Below are 16,566 nucleotides of genomic sequence, written 5' to 3'. Positions count from 1 at the left end.
TCCATCCCCGCCTTCGCGGGGACGGACGGAGTGGGGCGGTCTAGAAAACCTCGTCCACCTCTGGCTGAAGCCGGGGGTCGCGCGCAATCGGTTCCGGCCGCGTCGGATCGAGCCGCACCGGCTCCGAGCGCCGCAGCCGGTCGTAGGCGTCCTGCGCATCCTGCGCGACCGAGGCGCTGTCGCGCAGGATCGTCGGCTTGAGGAAGATGAACAGGGTCCGCCGCGTCTGGCTGTCACGCCGCGAGCGGAAGGCCGCGCCGATCAGCGGCAAACTCCCCAGGCCCGGAACCCGGCTATTTGCGGTCTGACGGTCGTCGGTGACCAGGCCGCCCAGCACGATCGTCTCCCCGTCATCGGCCAGGGCCGAGGTCTGAAGGCTGCGCCGGTTGGTGACCAGATCCGCCGCCCCGATGATCGCCGTCGGCACCAGCGAGGAAATCTCCTGGCTGACTTCCAGCCGGACCACCCCGCCCTCATGCACGCGCGGCACGACCCGCAGGGTCAGGCCGACGTCCTCACGGCTGATGGTGGTGAAGGGATTGGTCGAGTTGCCGTCGGTGGCGAAGCTGCCAGTACGGAATGGCACATTCTGGCCAACCACGATCTCGGCCGCCTCGTTGTCCAGCACCGTGATGCTCGGGGAGGAGAGCAGGTTCGCCGCATTGTTGGTGCCCACGGCCTGCAGCAGCAGGCCGAAGTCGCCCTCCGACCCCGCCGCCAGCGACAGGCCCGCGCCCAGCAGACGTCCGGCCGGATAGCCCAGCGCCGTCAGCACCGTGCCCAGGTCGGTTCCCGCGTTGGAGAAGCCCGTGCCGCCGATGACGCCATCGTCCGGAACCGCGCCGCCGAGGCCCAGCTGTACCCCGATCTGCTCGCCCAGTTCGCCGGTGATCTCGACGATGGCGACCTCGATCTTCACCTGGGCGCGTCGCAGGTCGAGCTGGCTGATGACATCCTCAAGCATGTCCACCGTCGCGGGCGGACCGCGCATGACCACGGCGTTCAACTCGGGCGAGGCCTGCACCGTCACGCCTTCCAGGGTGAAGCCGTCGGCACGGGCCGGCGACCCGGATGCGGGCAACGAAGCCGCCGCGCCATCGCCCGATGTCAAGGCGCTGGCCGCCATGGCCGCCGTGTCCCGGTTGGAGGCGCTGAGGCTGGCCAGTCCGGTATTGCCCCGCAGCGACCGCGCCACCAGATTGTTCGCCGACGGCTCGCCGCCCAGAAGGCCGCGCACGATCTCGGTGATCGACTCGGCGTCGGAGTTCCTCAGACGCACGACCCGCGTGACCGGCGTCGCCCCGCCCGGGGTGTCGAGCGCCGCGACGATCGATCGGGCCTGGGCCAGGTCGGCCTCGTCGCCCCGGATCAACAGGACGTTGGAGCGCTCGTCGGCCGTCACGCGCGGCCCGCCGGCGTCAGAGCCCAGCAAGGCGCTGACCGAGGCCGCCACCTCGGTCGCGGAGGCGTGGCGCAGGGCGATGCTGTCGAACGAGGTCCCGCCGCCCTGATCAAGGGTCGCGGCCAGCTGCTGCACCCGGCGGATGTTCTCGGCGTAGTCGGTGACGACGACAGCGTTTGGTTCGGTCAGGGCCTCGATGGCGCCGAAGGACGACACCAGCGGCCGCAGGGCGCGCACGGCCTGATCCGACGGCAGATTCCGCAGGCGGACCAGACGGGTCACGATCTGCTGGTTGGAGCTGGCGGCCCCGGTCTCCGACGCCCCGCTCTGGACCACGGTCGCCTGGGGCACGACGCGCCAGAGATTGCCGCTGCGCACGGCCGCGAAACCCGAGGTCCGCAGCACCGAAAGGAACAGCTCCCACACGCCATTGCGGCTCAGCGGCTCGGCCGAGACGACGTTGACCTGGCCCTGCACCTGCGGGTCCAGCACCAGGGTGCGGCCGGTGATGCGGCTGACCTGTTCGGCGACATCCTTGATGTCGGCGCCGCGCATGTTGATGACAACGTCCTGCATGGCGACGGGCGCGGGGGCCACGGTCTGGGCCATGGAGGCGGTCCCGACCGGGCCGGCGGCGAGGCTGAGGGCCAGCACGCTGGTGGTGGTCAGGCGGAGAAACTTCGTCACGCCGGGCTCCTAGCGAAGGGGAAAGTTGAGGGTGAGACGGCGTCCGTTACGGACGACCACCACGCGCGCCTGTCCGGCGGACCGGGCGCGTTCGAAAAGCTGCTGATCCGAGCCCGCATCGCCGACCGCCTGGCCGTTCAACGTCTCGATCACATCGCCGGGCTGCAGGCCGAAGCGACGCAGCTCGGGTGAGGGATTTGGGCCGATACGATAGCCGGACGCCGTCGCTGTCACGCCTGCCGCGCCGGCGGCAGCGGCGACACTCGGCGTGGGTCCCGCGTCCGCGACGCGCGGCGCCAGCTGCGAGGCCGCCGCCGCCGCCGCCGCACTGGCCACGGGCGAGGACATCGCCAGGGCCGCCGCCGCTGCTGGCGATTGCGGCGGCTGGACCGGCATCACGGTGATCCCCGCGCCCGGCGTCGCGCTGGACACAGTGGCCGGATCGATCGCGACCGGCTCGGGGAAGTCTAGCCGCTGGCGCGCGCCGCCGGAGGACAGAATGACATGGTCCACCTCGATGGTTTCGATCACCGCGTCGCCGACCGGCGTCTGGCCGATGCCATAGATGGCTGCCGGGCCTTCGCCGATCGCGATCAGGGCCGTCGAAGCGCTGGACGGATAGGCCATCAGGATGCCTTTCAGCACCAGACCCAGGGTGGAGGCCGGCAATCCGCCGGGCGCCGTAGCCCCGCCGAACGGCGCCAGCGACACGATCCGCGCCACATCCGCATCGGCGCCCGGCGCTGCGGCGCCGCCCAAAGGAGCGAGGCTTTCAGCCACCGCGACCTCGTCGCGTCCGTCGTCCCAGCCGGTCAGCCGCCAGGTGAGCCCCGCCAGAGCCAGAGCCAGCGATCCCACGATCAAGACGCTGACGACCCTCAGCGCGAATTCGTCCCTGCGTTCCGGGGTCATGCCGTCGCTCCCCGGTCAACGAAGCCCGACAGCCGCACAGCCTCGTTCCCTGACCCCGCCGGAGACACCGCGACATCCACGGCGACCAGATCGGGATCGTCCGTATTCCGCCGTGCGACCCGCACGTCCCAGTCGCGATCCATCATGCGGACCACCGACACGTCCGCCGTCTGCATCGGGCCTTCGAGATTCAGTTCGACCAGCCGGTTCTCGGCGACCCACTGGGCCACCACCCTCTGCTCCAGCCCGCGCACCCCGTCGACATGGGCCTGGGTCGCGCGCGTCAACCCCACCGTGGCGATGGCGAGGATGAACAGGGCGACCAGCGCCTCCATCAGGGAATAGCCGTGCTTCATGCCGGCGCCTCGTCGCTCACCGGTTCGGCCACGGCGTTCAGTCCGTCGAAGGTCACACGCCAGCGGCGGTCTCCCTTGGCCAGGCCGAAGGCCGCGACCGGCTGGGCGCCGTCGGGGTCGATCGACACGGGCGAAGCTACGCCCAGCCCGACCATCCGGACGCCCGCCGGCAGCGCATGCCGCCCGGCCAGGGCATCGACCACGCCGGTCGTGCCCGCGTCGCCGCGCACGAAGCCATAACCCTCGCCGTCAAAGGCCAGCGACAGGGGTCGGCGCGTCACCAGCACATCGTCGGCCGCCAGCCTCAACCGGTCCGCCAGACGGTTGGCCTCGGTCTCGACACCCATCCCGCGATCGGCCGCGCCGACGCCCAGGGTGACGACGCCCGCCATGACCCCGACGATGGCCACCACCACGAGGATCTCGACCAGGGTCATCCCGGAGCGTCGCTTCAGACTGTGTCCCCCGACACGGCTCATCAGCGCGTGCGTTCGTTCAGGTCGGCGTCGAGCTTCTCGCCGCCCTCCTCGCCGTCCTTGCCATAGGACAGCAGGTCGTAGGCGCCGCCCGTGCCCGGGCTGCGATAGACATAGGGCTTGCCCCAGGGATCGGTCGGGACCTCGGTCAGATAGGGTTCGGCCGGATAGGCGCGCGGCTCCGGCGGCGTGGTCGGACGGGACGCCAGCGCCTCCAGCCCCTGCTGCGTCGTCGGATAGTCGCCGTTGTCGAGGCGATACATGCGCAGAGCGGTCGCGACGGTCTTCAGGTCGGTCTTGGCCACCGTCACCCGCGCCTCGTCAGGGCGGCCGATGACATTGGGCACGATCAGCACGGCGACCACGGCGATGATGGCCAGCACCACGATCATCTCGACCAGAGTCAGACCCGCACGCCGCCCATCAAGACGACGGTCAAGCTTGTGACGCTTGGACAAAGTAACCATGACACTTTTTCTCGACGGCTTAGCCAGTGGCGACAGGCTTGTTTTCGCTGCTATAGACCGGGTCAACGCCTCCGACCACGCCATTCTATTGAGTTCCGCCAATGCTCGGTCGACCCGCCCGTTCGAACCTTCCGAGCCGAGGCTTATGGCGCATCGTCGATGACAGAATCATAGCAGTCGACCGGTCCTATGCCGGTCCGACGACGGTTCTGGTCCCTTCGGAAGACGTCCTGACCCTGACGGTCGACCTGCCCTTCCCGACTCGCGCCCAGCGCGTCACCAACCTCGCCTATGCGCTGGAGGATGCCGTCGGCGAGCCCCTGGCCACCCTGCATTTCGCCCTCGGCATGGAGGTCGCCCCGCGCCGCCACATCGCCGGGGTCGTGCGCCACACACGCATGCAGTCGTGGATCGCGATGCTGGCCGAGGCCGAGCTCGAGGCGGCGATCATGCTGCCCGACGCCCTGACCCTGCCGATGCCGTCGCCGGGCGCCTGGGTGGTCAAGGCAGAGGCGGATCGCGCCCTGGTCCGCACCGACAACGGTGCCGGATTCGCCCTGCCGCTTTCGGCCATCGACGCGGCCTGGACCGCCGCCGGCAAGCCCCGCCTCCAGACCATCGGCGATCCCCTGCCCGAGGCCCTGGCCGACGGCGTCGAGCACGAGGCCGCCCTGCTCGGGTCGATGGGAGAGACGGTCGCCGTCCTGCCGCCGCTCGACCTGCGTCAGGGCCCCTGGGCCGCGATCCGCTCCGGCGGGCCGAGCGCTGCCCGGACCCTCGCCCTGGTCGCCGGAATCGGCGTCCTGGCCCACATCGGCATCCTCGGCATAGACACCCTGCTGCTGCACAGCATGGCGGAGAAGAAGGAGGCAGAGACCCGCTCCCTGCTCCAGTCCGTCGCTCCGCAGATCGCGGCCGACGAAGATCTGATCGCCGCCGCCGGCCGCGTCCTGCCCTCCGCAGGCGGCGGCGCCCGCCCCTTCACCCGGCTGCTGGCCCAGACCTCGGGCGCCATGCCGGGCGCGGGCGCCGTGGCCTTCAACTCCGCCGTCTATGCGCCCGGTTCGCTCGACCTCGGCGTCGCCGTCTCGGACGCCGAGACACTGGATCGGGCGATCGCCGCCCTGAACGCCTCGGGCCTGACCGCGACCGGAGCCCCCGCGGCCGTCGACGCCACCCAGGCGACCAACGGCCTCAACGCCACCATACAGATCACGCCGGGAGGCGCCGGATGAGGTCCCCCGCCCTCGACAACGCCGCCGCCTGGATGGCGTCGCGTTCGCGTCGCGAACAGGCGATGATCGCCTTCCTCGGCGGCCTGATCGTCATCGCCATCGTCTGGTTGGCCATCCTGCGCCCCCTGCTCGACGCCCGCGCCACGGCCATCGGCCGGATCGCCGCCTATGAGCAGGTCATGGTCGATGTCCGCACCGCCGGCGGCATCGTCGCCCCGACCGCCTCCCTGTCCGGCCCGCTGCAGACCGCCATCCCGACCCAGGCTGCGACGTTCGGCATCGTCCCCACGATCACCGGCGACGACAGCTCGGCGGAGGTCAGCGTGACCGGCGCCCGCTACGACGCCGTCATTCCCTGGCTGGCGACCCTGGAAGCCTCGGGCGCGACACTGTCCAGCGTCAACATCCGGCGCGGCGCCTCCGAAGGCGTCGTGGACGTCACCCTGCGCGTACTTCAACCATGAGCCTCGCCGAAGACACTGCGGCCCCGACCGCCAGCCTCGCCTATGGCTTCGCCCGCCGGCGGGGGGCCATGATCCTGCGGCCGTCAGGAGAGGGGGACGCCCCCCCCGTCTGCCTGCACCGCCGCAGCGCCACGCTCGAGACCCTGCTGGAGGTCAGACGCGTCAACGGCGCCGACATTGCCTTCGAGGCCGTGGACGACGACCGCTTCGACGCGATCCTGCGCGAACAGACCGGAGGCGAGGCCGCGCCCGCCGCCGACTACGCCGCGTCCGAGGACGACCTCGCCGCCCTGGCCGAGGACGCCGCCGCCGTCGACGACCTGCTCGACAGCCGCGACGACGCGCCGGTGGTGCGCCTGATCAACGCCCTGCTGCTCCAGGCCATCCGCGACGGCGCCTCCGACATCCATATCGAGGCCGAGGAAAAGCGACTCGTCGTCCGCTTTCGCATCGACGGCGTCCTGCGCGAAGTGTTGCAGCCCGCCCGCGCCCTCGCCCCGCTGCTGGTCAGTCGCATCAAGGTCATGGCCCGGCTGGACATCGCCGAGAAACGCGTCCCCCACGACGGTCGCGTGACACTGCGCATCGGCGGTCTCGACGTTGACGTCCGCGTCTCGACCATTCCGTCCCAGCACGGCGAGCGCGTAGTCCTGCGCCTGCTCGACCGCGGCTCGACGTCGCTGGACCTGGCCCAACTGGGCATGAGCGACCGCGACCTCGAGACCTTCGAGCGGATGATCACCCGTCCGCACGGTGTCATCCTGGTCACCGGCCCGACCGGCTCGGGCAAGACCACCACCCTCTATTCCGCCCTGACGCGCCTCAACGACCGTCGCCGCAACATCATGACGGTCGAGGACCCGATCGAATACGCGCTGGACGGCATCGGCCAGATGCAGGTCAACGCCCGCATAGACCTGACCTTCGCCCGCGGCCTGCGCGCCATCCTGCGTCAGGACCCCGACGTGATCATGGTCGGCGAGATCCGCGATCACGAGACGGCCGAGGTCGCCGTCCGCGCCTCCATGACCGGCCACCTGATGCTGTCGACCCTGCACACCAATACGGCAGTCGGCAGCGTCACCCGGCTGATCGACATGGGAGTCGAACGCTATCTGCTGGCCCCCATGCTGTCGGGCCTGATCGCCCAGCGACTGGTCCGCCGCCTCTGCCCCCACTGCAAGTCACCCGCCGAGGCGACGACGGCCGACTCAGAGATGACCGGCGGCGCGGTCCCTCTCGGAGCCCGCATCTTCCGCCCCGTCGGCTGCCCCGAGTGCCGGGGCGAGGGCTACAAGGGCCGGCTCGGTGTCTATGAGGTCATTGAGATCGACGGCGAGATGCAGCAGGCCATCCATGACGGCGTCGCCGAGGCCGACCTGATCCGCCTCGCCCGCCAGCGCGGCCCGGGCCTTCTGGAGGACGGCGCCGCCAAGGCCCTGGCCGGCGAGACCTCCGTGCAGGAAGTCGCCCGCGTGGTCCGGGAAGACGTCTGATGCCCGTCTTCGCCTTCCAGGCTGTCGATGCCGAGGGCAGGCCGCACAAGGGGACCATCGAGGCCGCCTCCGACGTCGGCGCGCGCCAGCTGGTCCGCGATCGGGGCCTGCTCCCCACCGCCGTCGCCCTGGCCGGCGAGCGCCGCAAGACCGACCTGTCCAAGGGCATCGTCATCTTCCAGCAGGGCATCAGTTCCAAGACCCTGTCGGCCGTTACCCGCCAGCTCTCGACCCTGATCGGATCGGATATCCGCATTGAGGAGGCGCTGCGCATCGCCGCCCAGCAGACCGAGGGCCAGCCCATAGGCGTGGTCCTGACCGACGTCCGCTCCGCCATCCTTGAGGGTCGCAGTTTCGCCTCGGCCCTGGCCCGCCACCCCAAGGTCTTCCCCGAATTCTACCGCGCCTCGATCGCCGCCGGCGAGCAGTCGGGCAAGCTGTCGACCGTCCTGGCCCACCTGACCGAATTCGTCGGCAATCAGGAGAAGGCGCGCCGCAAGGTCCAGCTGGCCCTGCTCTATCCGGCGCTGTTGGCGGGAGTGTCCCTGCTGATGATCACCCTGATGATGATCTATGTCGTGCCCGACATCGTGAAGGTGTTCGTCTCGCGCGGCGCCGAACTGCCCTTCCTGACACGGGCCCTGATCGCGCTCTCGGCCTTCGTCCAGACCTTCGGCGTCTATGTCCTGATCGCGCTCGTCATCGCCGGGATCGCCTGGAACCGCTGGCTGGCCATACCCGCCAATGCCCGCCGCTTCGCCGAGTTCCTGTTGAAGACCCCGCCCTTCGCCGGCTTTGTCCAGCACCTGAACGCGGCCCGGTTCGCGGGATCTCTGGCCACGCTCGTCCGCTCCGACGTACCCTTGGTCGAGGCGCTTCAGGCGTCCGCCGCCGTCACCCCCAACCGCTTTGCCCGCGAACGCGCCATTCTCGTCGCCGCCCGGGTGCGCGAAGGCTCGTCCCTGCGCCGCGCCATGGCCGAGGCCGAGATCTTCCCGCCCCTGCTGCTGGCCATCGTCGCGGCCGGCGAACAGTCGGGCAAGCTCGGCCACGGCCTCGAACGCGCGGCCCAGGATCTGGAGCAGGAGCTCGACAGCCTCGTCCAGGCCCTCGTCTCCCTGGTGGAGCCGGGCGTGCTCCTGGTGATGGGCGGGATCGTTCTGTTGATGGTGCTGGCCATCCTCATGCCGATCGTGAACCTCAACAACCTCGCCGGCCTGTGACTATCCTCCTCCACCCTGCACCCCGGCGAAGGCCGGGGTCCAGATGGCGGACACCCTCCGTGGATCAGCAAATCAGGTGCGCGATCCCGGCCGTTCCGGTCTGTGATCTGGACCCCGGCCTTCGCCGGGGTGCACGGAAAGAGATACGGAGGGTTTCGAGACCCTACAGCGACGTCTCGATCGACACCGGTGCCCCGACGCCGGGGATCAGGCCGACGCCGCCCGGCTCGATGGAGGCCGTCAGCCCGCCGTCCACCTGCACCCGCGCCTTCATGACCTCGGCGGCCGTATCCGCCCGCGCGAACACGACCGTGGTCGCCGCACCGTCCGCCGAGACCGTCCCGTTCAGCGCCGGCAGAGGGGTCGCCGCCCCGCCGCCGGAGGGCGCGCAATCGCCGGGCGAGACCGGTATCGTCCCCGCCCCTTCCGGCCTCCCCTTGAGCGACAGCCGCGACACGTCAAACCGCATCACCGACGAACAGGCGAACGGCAGGCCCGGCGCTGCCGCATTGATCAACCGCATCGACGCCGTCCCCCCCAGGTCGCGCACCAGAACTCGCCCCGGCCGCGCCAGAACCTGCGCCGTCGCCGCCGTGTCCGGCCCGCGCAGACCCAGCCGCAGCGCCCCCGACAGATGCAGGATCGAGGAGAAGGGCATCACTGCCCATCGCGCCCCGAACCCGCCCGGCAGCGCCCGCTCTCCGGCCCAGACCGTCCCGACCGCCTGCCGCTCTCCGTTGGAGGACCGGGCGACGATGATCTCGGACGGCGCCATGGCGATCAGGCCGAGCGCATACGCCCCGACCGCGACGCCGCCCAGCACCACGCGCCAGCGCGTCACCTTCACCGTCAGCCGCTCGAACTGAAATGCGCCTGCAGCCCGGCCGCCTTCGCCCTCTCGCGTTCTCCAGACCTTCAGCATGGGCGTCTCTCCGTTCGCCCGTCGATACCACGCGCCAGTGGGAAGCGAAGCGCCGTCGCAAAGGTTTCACCCTGATCGAGGTGCTGATCGCCATGGCCCTGTTCGCCCTCATCGGCGTGGCCGGCTTCACCCTGCTGAACAGCGTCCTGCGCACCCAGGACGCGACGGACACCCGCCTCAGCCGGATGGCGGAGATCCAGCGCGCCATGCTGGTCGTCTCCTCCGACCTCGACCAGATCACCGGCTCGCTAGGCGGCGGCGTATCGTCCCTGTCGTTGCAGAAGGCGGACATCACCGGCGGCATCGTCAATGTCCGCTACGACCTCAACGGCGACGCCCTGACCCGCACGATCACCGGCGCGGACGGCGAGCGGGTTCAGACCCTGCTGACCCAGGTCTCTTCCCTGCGCTGGACCTTCCACCGCCGTCGCGGCGACTGGCTCGACGCCTGGCCCCAACCGCAGCAGCCCACCCTGCCCCTGACCGGTCCCGACGGCAGCCCCCTCTCGAGCGGCCCTGCGCCTGACGAAGGCGTCACCGCGGTGGCGCTCGACATCACCCTGACCGGTGTCGATGGCCAGCCGACCGCCACCCTGCGTCGGGTCGCCTCCATCCCGCTGATGGAGCCGGCGCCCCCGGCCGTTGCGCCATGAGGCTGAAGTTGACCCGACGCGAGGGTATGATCCTTCTCAACGTCCTGCTGGTCCTGGCCGTCGCCAGCGTCGCGGTCCTGATCATGGTCTCGACCCAGGACATCGAGGTCCAGCGCTCCACCCGCCTGCGCGACGCCGCGCAGGCCAGCGCCTACGCCCGCGCGGGCGAACTGTCGGCCATCACCACCCTGCGCCGTGACGCCCTGGTCGCCGCCGGGACGGATAACCTTTCAGAACCCTGGGCGCAGTTGGGCCAGCAGGCCATCGCCGTTCCCGGCGGCCGTTTCGCCCTGGCCATCGAGGATGAGCAGTCCCGCTTCAACCTTAACGCCATGCAGTCCGGCGAAGCCGCCCCCATCGCCCTGTTCCAGGCCATTGGGGCCTCGCTCAACCTCGACTCGTCGTCCCTGATTCGCATCGCCTCGGTCGTCCGCGTCGCCGGCCCCCTGACCGACGACAGTCTGCTCGTCGCCGCTGGAGTCCCGCGCGGCGACCTCGACCGACTGGCCCCCTATGTCGTCATCCTTCCCGAGGACGCGACCATCAACCTGAACACCGTTGGCCTGCCCCTCTTGACCCTGATGACGAAAGACCCCGAGGTCGCCGGCAAGCTACTGGCGGTCCGGGCCCGCAATGGCCTGCTGAACCCCGCCGATCTCTCGACCGAAGGCGCCCCGTCCCTGCCCGGGACCGGCTTCACCTCGAACCACTACCGCGTCATCACCACCGTCACGGTCGGCGACGTGACCCAGGCGCTCGACAGCCGCATCGCGCGTATCCGCCGCGGCCGCGCGGTCGATGTCGTGGTCACCGGGCGGCGCCGCACAGCGGGCTGAGGTCAGCCCTGGCCTTCGCCGCCAAGCCCTCGCGCCGACCGGCCGTCACCGGCGCGCCGATTTCCATTCCCGCCCCATCAAAGAAAAGGCCGGAGAAGGTTTCCCCTCCCCGGCCCAGTTCCCGTTCAGGAGTGAACGATCCCTAGAAGCGGTACCGCGCGCCGAAATAGAACTGGCGGCCCGTGTGGTGGTAGACCGACGTCGACTGACGGCTGCCATCGCCGACGTACTGGTGGTTCTCTTCGTCTGTCAGGTTCAGACCTTCGAAGGTCAGGCTGACCTGTTCGGTCAGGTTGAAGGAGGACGAGACATCCCAGTTGAGGGTCTCGTTCTTGCCCTCGATCAGGTTGCCGTTCCGGCCCGGGACGTTCTGCAGATACTGCTGGCGGTAGGAGGCCGAGACCCGCGCCGAGAACCGGTCGTCCTCGTAGTAGAGGGTGCCGTTCCAGGCTTCGGGCGACAGGTTGATCAGGTCGTTGGTCACGAAGGCCGTGCACAGTGCATCGTTGCAGTAGTCGATCTCGGATTCGACGTGGGTGTAGTTCAGCTGGACGCCCGTGTTCTCCAGGAAGCCCGGCAGGAAGCGGAAGGGCTGCTGGTAGCTGATCTCGAAGCCCTTCAGCGGCCCCCCCTCGGTGTTCACCGCGGAGGTCAGCTGGAAGACGGTCGAGCCGGAGCAGGCGGCGGTGCACAGGCTGGGATCGAACGCCGACGGGTTCAGACCGGTCAGGGCCGTGTACGGCAGGTCCTGACGGATGATCTGAATGTAGGTGTCGATGTCCTTGTAGAAATAGGCGAAGGACAGCAGGCTTTCCGGGGCGAAATACCATTCGACGGTGAAGTCGTAGGTCTTGGCGCGGAACGGTTCCAGGTTCACGTTGCCGATGCTGGCCGTGAAGTTCGGGCCCGTCGCCGCCAACGAGGTGGTCGGCACCAGATAGTTGGTCCCGGCCAGGCTGTTGCCGATCTGCGGACGCGCCATGACCTTGGCGGCGCCGAAGCGGACGATCAGGTCCTCCATCGGCTCGATGGCGAGGTTCAGCGACGGCAGGAGGTCGTCGTACTTGTTCGTGCCGCGAACTCGGGAGCCGCCGCCGGTCGAGGAGTAACCCTCGGCGATCAGCTCGGTATAGGCCTTGCGCACGCCGACGTTGCCGCGGAAGGGCATCCCGCCGAGATCGGTGTTGAAGTCCGCCTGGACGTAGTAGGCGAAGTCATTCTCCTCAATCGTGCGGTTGCCGCCACGAGCGTTGCCGTTGGTGATGCTGGTCAGGGTGAAGTCCCCGCCCGCCACGCCCGTGTTGCAGTTGCAGTAGATGTTGAACAGGCTGGCGACGGCGTCGAGGTTCGGACGAACCCACGACGAGGCCGTGCCCCCGGGGATCAGGTTGGTCCCGAAGCCGGTCAGCAGGTTGGTGATGCTGGCGATCGTGGCGCCGGCCGGCAGGGTCGGAACGACCGTCTCGTCCGTCCGACGGAACTCGTAGGAATCGGACAGATAGGTCTTGCCGTTCAGGCCGGCCTTCAGGGTCAGCCAGTCATTGACGTCCCAGGCGACATCGCCCGAAACCGCTTCGAAGGTTGTGTCCACGCCGTTCGGACGCAGACGGATTTCCGAACGCGGCAGGGCAGCCAGGGTGGTGCCCAGGCTGACGTCGCGCCAGGCCCAGTTGGCCGGATTGGCGACGTCGAAGCCGTAGTTGATGACCGGGGTGTTCGGGTTGTTGCGGAAGTCGAAGGAGTAGCCCTGGACGTTCTGGCGATCGAGGGTGACCGTCGTCTGGATAGGGTTGGAGAACTCCGACTGGGCGCGGCCGATGTAGAACTTGCCGCGCAGGGTGTCGGTGAACTGACGGTCGATGGTGAAGTTGACCTGGGTGAACTCGGTCGACAGCTCGTCATAGCGCTGCTCGGACCGGACATCGACGTTGTCGAAGACGCCATAGACCAGGGCATTGTTCTCGACCGCCGCCTGACGCACGGCGATCTGGGTCTGGCCGCCGGCGGCCGCGTTGCGGCTGAACGATAGGGATTCGAGGAAGTCTTCCTGACGCGTCGCGTCCAGCTTCGAATACAGGATGTCCAGGCTCATGACCGTGTCGTCATCGGGCTTGAACTGGAAAGCGCCGGTGACGCCCAGACGCTCCTGGTGGTGGGTCAGGCGACCGTAGCGCGGCAGGCGCGGGACGAAGACGCCGGCCTGGTTGGCGGTGTTGTAGGCGGCGATGTTCTCGGCGGTGCCGGCCGGACGGTTCACGCCGGTGGCGCAGGTCGTGGCCGTGGTGCCGTTGGCGGTGCTGTTCGCCGGGTTCTGGGTCGGCACGCCGATCGGCGAGCAGAAGCCGCCCGAGTTGGTCGAACCCGGCGCCGCGGCCGGAGCCCAGCGGACGGAGCTGAAGCCCTCTTCCCACAGGTCGCGTTCGGAATAGGCGACCGACACCAGGGCGCCGAACATGCCTTCGTTCCAGGTGTTGGATAGCAGCAGGGCGCCGCGCGGGTTGGTCGTTTCCGACAGGTCGTTGTAGCCGCCCTGGACCGAAGCCGCGAGAGTGAAGCCGTCGTAGTCGAACGGGCGCGTGGCCTGCAGGTCGATGGTCGCGCCCAGGGAGCCTTCTTCGGTCTCGGCGGCGGCCGTCTTGCGCACGGTGATCGAGTTGAACAGCTCGGAGGCGAAGACGTTGAAGTCGAATCCGCGGCCGCGGTTGGCGCCGCCCGAGGAGTCCGTGCCGCCCGTGGTGGCCTGGGCTTCCATGCCATTGATGCGGGTGCGGGTGAAGTCCGACGACAGGCCGCGAACCGTGATCGAACGGCCTTCGCCGGCGTCACGGTCGATCGAGACACCCGGGATGCGCTGAACGGCCTCGGCCAGGTTCAGGTCAGGGAAGTCGGCGATATCCTCGGCGACGATGGCGTCCACCACGCCCGCCTCGCGACGCTTGATGCTGAGCGCCGCATCCAGCGAGGCCCTGAACCCGGTGACGACGATTTCGTCGACCTGGGTCTCTTCGTCATCCTGCGCGGGTGCGGTCTGGGCGGATGCCGACGCGACCCCCAGGGTCAGCGCGATGGCCAGGCCGGACACGCCGGCAACAAGCCCCTGACGGAGCGCGCACGGGCGCCCCTGACGATACTGATACATAGTGCCTCCTCCCAAGGAATGTCATGACGCCGGCTTCCTGCCGATCTGTTATCGTCGGACCGGAGCCTTCCCCGTGACCGTTTGACACCGGTATCATTTGCAGACGACAAGCGCCTGACACCGGTATCAATAGCGAGCCTAACCCGATGAAGACCCATCTTGCAACCCGTCTCGCTCAGGCAAGCGTGGCGGCTGGCATTCTCGCCACAGCCGCTGGCTGCGCCACGGCCGCGGCGCCTGCGCAGGCCGCTGCGACCGTGGTCGTGGCCTTTCCCGGCGCACTCGGTGCGGGTCGTGAGGCCGTCGGCGGACGCGGCGGAGCGGTGCTCCGCGTCACCAACCTGAACGATTCGGGTCCCGGCAGCCTGCGCGCCGCGGTCGAGACAGAGGGCCCGCGCACGGTCGTCTTCGACATCGGCGGCACGATCCGACTGGCGACCCCGCTCCGCATCCGCGAACCACGGATCACGATTGCCGGCCAGACCGCGCCCGGCGGCGGGATCACCCTGCGCGGCCAGCCGCTGCTGATCTCGGCCGACGATGTGGTCGTCCGCTACATCCGGTCACGGCTCGGCGACGAGGACGGGGTGGAGACCGACGCGGTCACCATCGATCGCGGCGAACGCATCATCCTGGACCATGTCTCCGCCTCATGGTCTGTGGACGAGACCCTGTCGATCGGCAGCCGCGACCGGGTCATCGACGCCGTCACCGTCCAGTGGTCGATCATCGCCGAGAGCCTGAACCTGTCGGCCCATTCAAAAGGCGACCACGGTTATGGGTCGCTGGTGCGCGGCAATCGCGGCGCGCGCTTCACCTTCCACCACAACCTGTGGGCCGCCCACCGCGCCAGAATGCCGCGCCCCGGCAACTATCTGACGCCCGATAGCGATCCGGTCGGGCCCAGGTTCGAGTTCAGCAACAACGTCTTCTACGACTGGGGCCAGGGTCACGCCGGCTACAACTCCGACAAGGATCCGGCGACGGTCTCGACCTACGTTTTCGCCGGCAACGCCTACAGGCGCGGCCCGGACTCCACCGGCGCGGTGATCTTCGAGGAAGAGTCTTCCGCCGCCCGCGCATGGTTCGAGGGCAACAGCGTCGACGGCGTCGCGCCGGCCGATCCCTGGGCGCCGGTCACGGGCGACGACACGCCCGGCTATCGTCTGACCGCCCTGCCCGACTGGGCCATGGGCGCGACCGAAACAGCGGATCAGGCCTTCGCGTCGGTGCTGGCCGGGGCCGGCGCCGCCCATGCCCGGGATGCCGTGGACGCGCGCATCCTCGTCAGCGTAGTGGACGGCACGGGCCGGATCATCAACAGCCAGACGGAGGTCGGCGGCTGGCCCGATCTCGCCCCCGGAACGCCCTGGATCGACACCGACGCCGACGGCATGCCCGACATGTGGGAGACCGCCAACGGGCTCGATCCAGCGTCGCCCGACGGCGCGGCCGACCGCGACGGCGACGGCTACACCAATCTGGAAGACTGGCTGAACAGCCTGGCCGGCTAGGTCTTGTCGGGAGTTCCGTCCCGGAACCGCCACTTCATGATCAGCACCCCGCTCGCCATCACCAGCGCCGCCGCGTTGGCGACAATGATCGGCCAGGCTCCGCTCAGCACCCCGTAGACGACCCACAGCACGAAACAGATCACCGTCAGGGAATAGGTCTTCAGCGACACCGACGAGGCGTCCCGCGTCTTCCAGATCTTGATCATCTGCGGCGCGAAACTAACGATCGAACAGGCCGCCGCCGCCGTGCCGAACACATTGGCGATCAGGTCGCTCACGCCTTGACCCTGGCGCGTGATTGGGCAGCGGGCTTGCGCTCGGCGGCCGGCGTCGCGGCCCTCGGCTGGACCGCCTCCACGTCTTCGGCCCGAACCGCAGGCTTGCCCTTAATGGCCCGCGCCGGCTTGCCCGCATGGACTTCCCGCCCGCGCTTCTCGACCTCCTCCAGGATCTTGTCGAGCTCCCGTTCGGTCAGGTGTTCGATGCCGATGAACCGCGCGTCGGCCTTCTTCACCGCATAGACCAGCTCGTCCAGCTTCGCCTGCATCGCGGCGCCGTCGCGATTCTGGGTGTTCTGGATCAGGAAGACCATCAGGAAGGTGATGATGGTCGTGCCGGTGTTGATCACCAGCTGCCAGGTCTCGCTGAACTTGAACACTGGCCCCGTCACCGCCCAAATGACGACGATCATCAGGCATCCGATGAAGGTCCAGGGCTTGCCCGCCACCTTGGCGGTCAGGGTGGCGAAACGAACGAACAGCTTTTCCATGGCGGACAAACTGCA

The 16,566-nt window shown here is 69.1% G+C and carries 16 protein-coding genes; 7 read left to right on the top strand and 9 right to left on the bottom strand.

Annotated features, from left to right (window positions below; genetic code table 11):
- Window positions 1-40: 40 nt before the first annotated feature.
- Genes gspD through gspG form a run of 5 tightly spaced genes read right to left on the bottom strand, consistent with a single transcriptional unit; the run spans window position 41 to window position 4,300 of the window.
- Window positions 41-2,089 (bottom strand): type II secretion system secretin GspD, encoded by a 2,049-nt coding sequence (gspD, locus tag ACP7AZ_RS15265; protein WP_426039491.1) that lies wholly within the window; start codon window positions 2,087-2,089, stop codon window positions 41-43.
- 9 nt (window positions 2,090-2,098) lie between these two features.
- Window positions 2,099-3,001 carry a type II secretion system protein N gene (locus ACP7AZ_RS15260; RefSeq protein ID WP_426039490.1) on the bottom strand — a complete coding sequence of 301 codons (903 nt, stop codon included), beginning with the start codon at window positions 2,999-3,001 and terminating at the stop codon, window positions 2,099-2,101.
- Window positions 2,998-3,357 carry a type II secretion system minor pseudopilin GspI gene (gene gspI / locus ACP7AZ_RS15255; RefSeq protein WP_426039489.1) on the bottom strand — a complete coding sequence of 120 codons (360 nt, stop codon included), beginning with the start codon at window positions 3,355-3,357 and terminating at the stop codon, window positions 2,998-3,000. The genes ACP7AZ_RS15260 and gspI overlap by 4 nt, the downstream gene beginning before the upstream one ends.
- On the bottom strand, window positions 3,354-3,836 hold the full coding sequence (locus ACP7AZ_RS15250; protein ID WP_426039488.1) for a prepilin-type N-terminal cleavage/methylation domain-containing protein: 483 nt from the start codon (window positions 3,834-3,836) through the stop codon (window positions 3,354-3,356). The genes gspI and ACP7AZ_RS15250 overlap by 4 nt, the downstream gene beginning before the upstream one ends.
- Window positions 3,836-4,300, bottom strand: coding sequence for a type II secretion system major pseudopilin GspG (gspG, locus tag ACP7AZ_RS15245; protein ID WP_426039487.1), 465 nt, complete (start codon window positions 4,298-4,300; stop codon window positions 3,836-3,838). Before gspG ends, ACP7AZ_RS15250 begins: the two co-directional genes overlap by 1 nt.
- 101 nt (window positions 4,301-4,401) lie before the next feature.
- Between gspG and gspL the strand changes: the two genes are divergently transcribed.
- From gspL to ACP7AZ_RS15225, 4 genes are read left to right on the top strand one after another with little or no spacing between them, the layout of a single operon-like run.
- Window positions 4,402-5,535: a type II secretion system protein GspL gene (gene gspL, locus ACP7AZ_RS15240; RefSeq protein ID WP_426039486.1), complete on the top strand. Its 1,134-nt coding sequence runs from the start codon at window positions 4,402-4,404 to the stop codon at window positions 5,533-5,535.
- The gene (gene gspM, locus ACP7AZ_RS15235) at window positions 5,532-5,999 is read left to right on the top strand and encodes a type II secretion system protein GspM (protein ID WP_426039485.1); all 468 of its coding nucleotides are present in this window, start codon (window positions 5,532-5,534) and stop codon (window positions 5,997-5,999) included. Before gspL ends, gspM begins: the two co-directional genes overlap by 4 nt.
- Window positions 5,996-7,495: a type II secretion system ATPase GspE gene (gene gspE, locus ACP7AZ_RS15230; RefSeq protein WP_426039484.1), complete on the top strand. Its 1,500-nt coding sequence runs from the start codon at window positions 5,996-5,998 to the stop codon at window positions 7,493-7,495. Before gspM ends, gspE begins: the two co-directional genes overlap by 4 nt.
- On the top strand, window positions 7,495-8,718 hold the full coding sequence (locus tag ACP7AZ_RS15225) for a type II secretion system F family protein (RefSeq protein ID WP_426039483.1): 1,224 nt from the start codon (window positions 7,495-7,497) through the stop codon (window positions 8,716-8,718). Before gspE ends, ACP7AZ_RS15225 begins: the two co-directional genes overlap by 1 nt.
- Window positions 8,719-8,881: 163 nt before the next feature.
- On the opposite strand, the gene ACP7AZ_RS15220 is transcribed toward ACP7AZ_RS15225, so the two are convergent.
- A complete protein-coding gene (locus tag ACP7AZ_RS15220; RefSeq protein ID WP_426039482.1) occupies window positions 8,882-9,640 on the bottom strand; it encodes a hypothetical protein in 759 nt (252 codons plus the stop codon).
- Here ACP7AZ_RS15220 and ACP7AZ_RS15215 point away from each other — a divergent pair.
- Both ACP7AZ_RS15215 and ACP7AZ_RS15210 read left to right on the top strand, forming a co-directional pair.
- Window positions 9,586-10,293, top strand: a complete 708-nt coding sequence (locus ACP7AZ_RS15215; protein WP_426039481.1) for a prepilin-type N-terminal cleavage/methylation domain-containing protein — start codon at window positions 9,586-9,588, stop codon at window positions 10,291-10,293. The two genes, ACP7AZ_RS15220 and ACP7AZ_RS15215, sit on opposite strands and share 55 nt — an antisense overlap.
- A 26-nt stretch (window positions 10,294-10,319) precedes the next feature.
- A complete protein-coding gene (locus ACP7AZ_RS15210) occupies window positions 10,320-11,129 on the top strand; it encodes a general secretion pathway protein GspK (protein ID WP_426039480.1) in 810 nt (269 codons plus the stop codon).
- Between the two features lie 142 nt (window positions 11,130-11,271).
- On the opposite strand, the gene ACP7AZ_RS15205 is transcribed toward ACP7AZ_RS15210, so the two are convergent.
- Window positions 11,272-14,268, bottom strand: a complete 2,997-nt coding sequence (locus ACP7AZ_RS15205) for a TonB-dependent receptor (protein ID WP_426039479.1) — start codon at window positions 14,266-14,268, stop codon at window positions 11,272-11,274.
- A gap of 146 nt (window positions 14,269-14,414) precedes the next feature.
- Between ACP7AZ_RS15205 and ACP7AZ_RS15200 the strand changes: the two genes are divergently transcribed.
- Entirely contained in the window at window positions 14,415-15,782 is a 1,368-nt protein-coding gene (locus ACP7AZ_RS15200) for a pectate lyase family protein (protein WP_426039478.1), read from the top strand.
- On the opposite strand, the gene ACP7AZ_RS15195 is transcribed toward ACP7AZ_RS15200, so the two are convergent.
- A complete protein-coding gene (locus tag ACP7AZ_RS15195; RefSeq protein WP_426039477.1) occupies window positions 15,779-16,060 on the bottom strand; it encodes a SemiSWEET family sugar transporter in 282 nt (93 codons plus the stop codon). The two genes, ACP7AZ_RS15200 and ACP7AZ_RS15195, sit on opposite strands and share 4 nt — an antisense overlap.
- Window positions 16,057-16,551, bottom strand: a complete 495-nt coding sequence (locus ACP7AZ_RS15190; RefSeq protein WP_426039476.1) for a low affinity iron permease family protein — start codon at window positions 16,549-16,551, stop codon at window positions 16,057-16,059. The genes ACP7AZ_RS15195 and ACP7AZ_RS15190 overlap by 4 nt, the downstream gene beginning before the upstream one ends.
- Between the last annotated feature and the right edge of the window lie 15 nt (window positions 16,552-16,566).

Origin of the sequence: Brevundimonas sp. DC300-4 (genome assembly GCF_049897365.1) — a bacterium.
Lineage (GTDB): Bacteria > Pseudomonadota > Alphaproteobacteria > Caulobacterales > Caulobacteraceae > Brevundimonas.
Note: the sequence above shows the minus strand (reverse complement) of the source record. Positions and strands in the feature narration are given on the sequence as shown.

Excerpts from the sequence above, each read along its gene's own strand:
- ACP7AZ_RS15260 (WP_426039490.1), bottom strand. The coding sequence starts at position 3,001 with ATGACCCCGGAACGCAGGGACGAATTCGCGCTGAGGGTCGTCAGCGTC.
- gspI (WP_426039489.1), bottom strand. The coding sequence starts at position 3,357 with ATGAAGCACGGCTATTCCCTGATGGAGGCGCTGGTCGCCCTGTTCATC.
- ACP7AZ_RS15250 (WP_426039488.1), bottom strand. The coding sequence starts at position 3,836 with ATGAGCCGTGTCGGGGGACACAGTCTGAAGCGACGCTCCGGGATGACC.
- gspG (WP_426039487.1), bottom strand. The coding sequence starts at position 4,300 with ATGGTTACTTTGTCCAAGCGTCACAAGCTTGACCGTCGTCTTGATGGG.
- gspL (WP_426039486.1), top strand. The coding sequence starts at position 4,402 with ATGCTCGGTCGACCCGCCCGTTCGAACCTTCCGAGCCGAGGCTTATGG.
- gspM (WP_426039485.1), top strand. The coding sequence starts at position 5,532 with ATGAGGTCCCCCGCCCTCGACAACGCCGCCGCCTGGATGGCGTCGCGT.
- gspE (WP_426039484.1), top strand. The coding sequence starts at position 5,996 with ATGAGCCTCGCCGAAGACACTGCGGCCCCGACCGCCAGCCTCGCCTAT.
- ACP7AZ_RS15225 (WP_426039483.1), top strand. The coding sequence starts at position 7,495 with ATGCCCGTCTTCGCCTTCCAGGCTGTCGATGCCGAGGGCAGGCCGCAC.
- ACP7AZ_RS15215 (WP_426039481.1), top strand. The coding sequence starts at position 9,586 with ATGCGCCTGCAGCCCGGCCGCCTTCGCCCTCTCGCGTTCTCCAGACCT.
- ACP7AZ_RS15220 (WP_426039482.1), bottom strand. The coding sequence starts at position 9,640 with ATGCTGAAGGTCTGGAGAACGCGAGAGGGCGAAGGCGGCCGGGCTGCA.
- ACP7AZ_RS15210 (WP_426039480.1), top strand. The coding sequence starts at position 10,320 with ATGATCCTTCTCAACGTCCTGCTGGTCCTGGCCGTCGCCAGCGTCGCG.
- ACP7AZ_RS15205 (WP_426039479.1), bottom strand. The coding sequence starts at position 14,268 with ATGTATCAGTATCGTCAGGGGCGCCCGTGCGCGCTCCGTCAGGGGCTT.
- ACP7AZ_RS15200 (WP_426039478.1), top strand. The coding sequence starts at position 14,415 with ATGAAGACCCATCTTGCAACCCGTCTCGCTCAGGCAAGCGTGGCGGCT.
- ACP7AZ_RS15190 (WP_426039476.1), bottom strand. The coding sequence starts at position 16,551 with ATGGAAAAGCTGTTCGTTCGTTTCGCCACCCTGACCGCCAAGGTGGCG.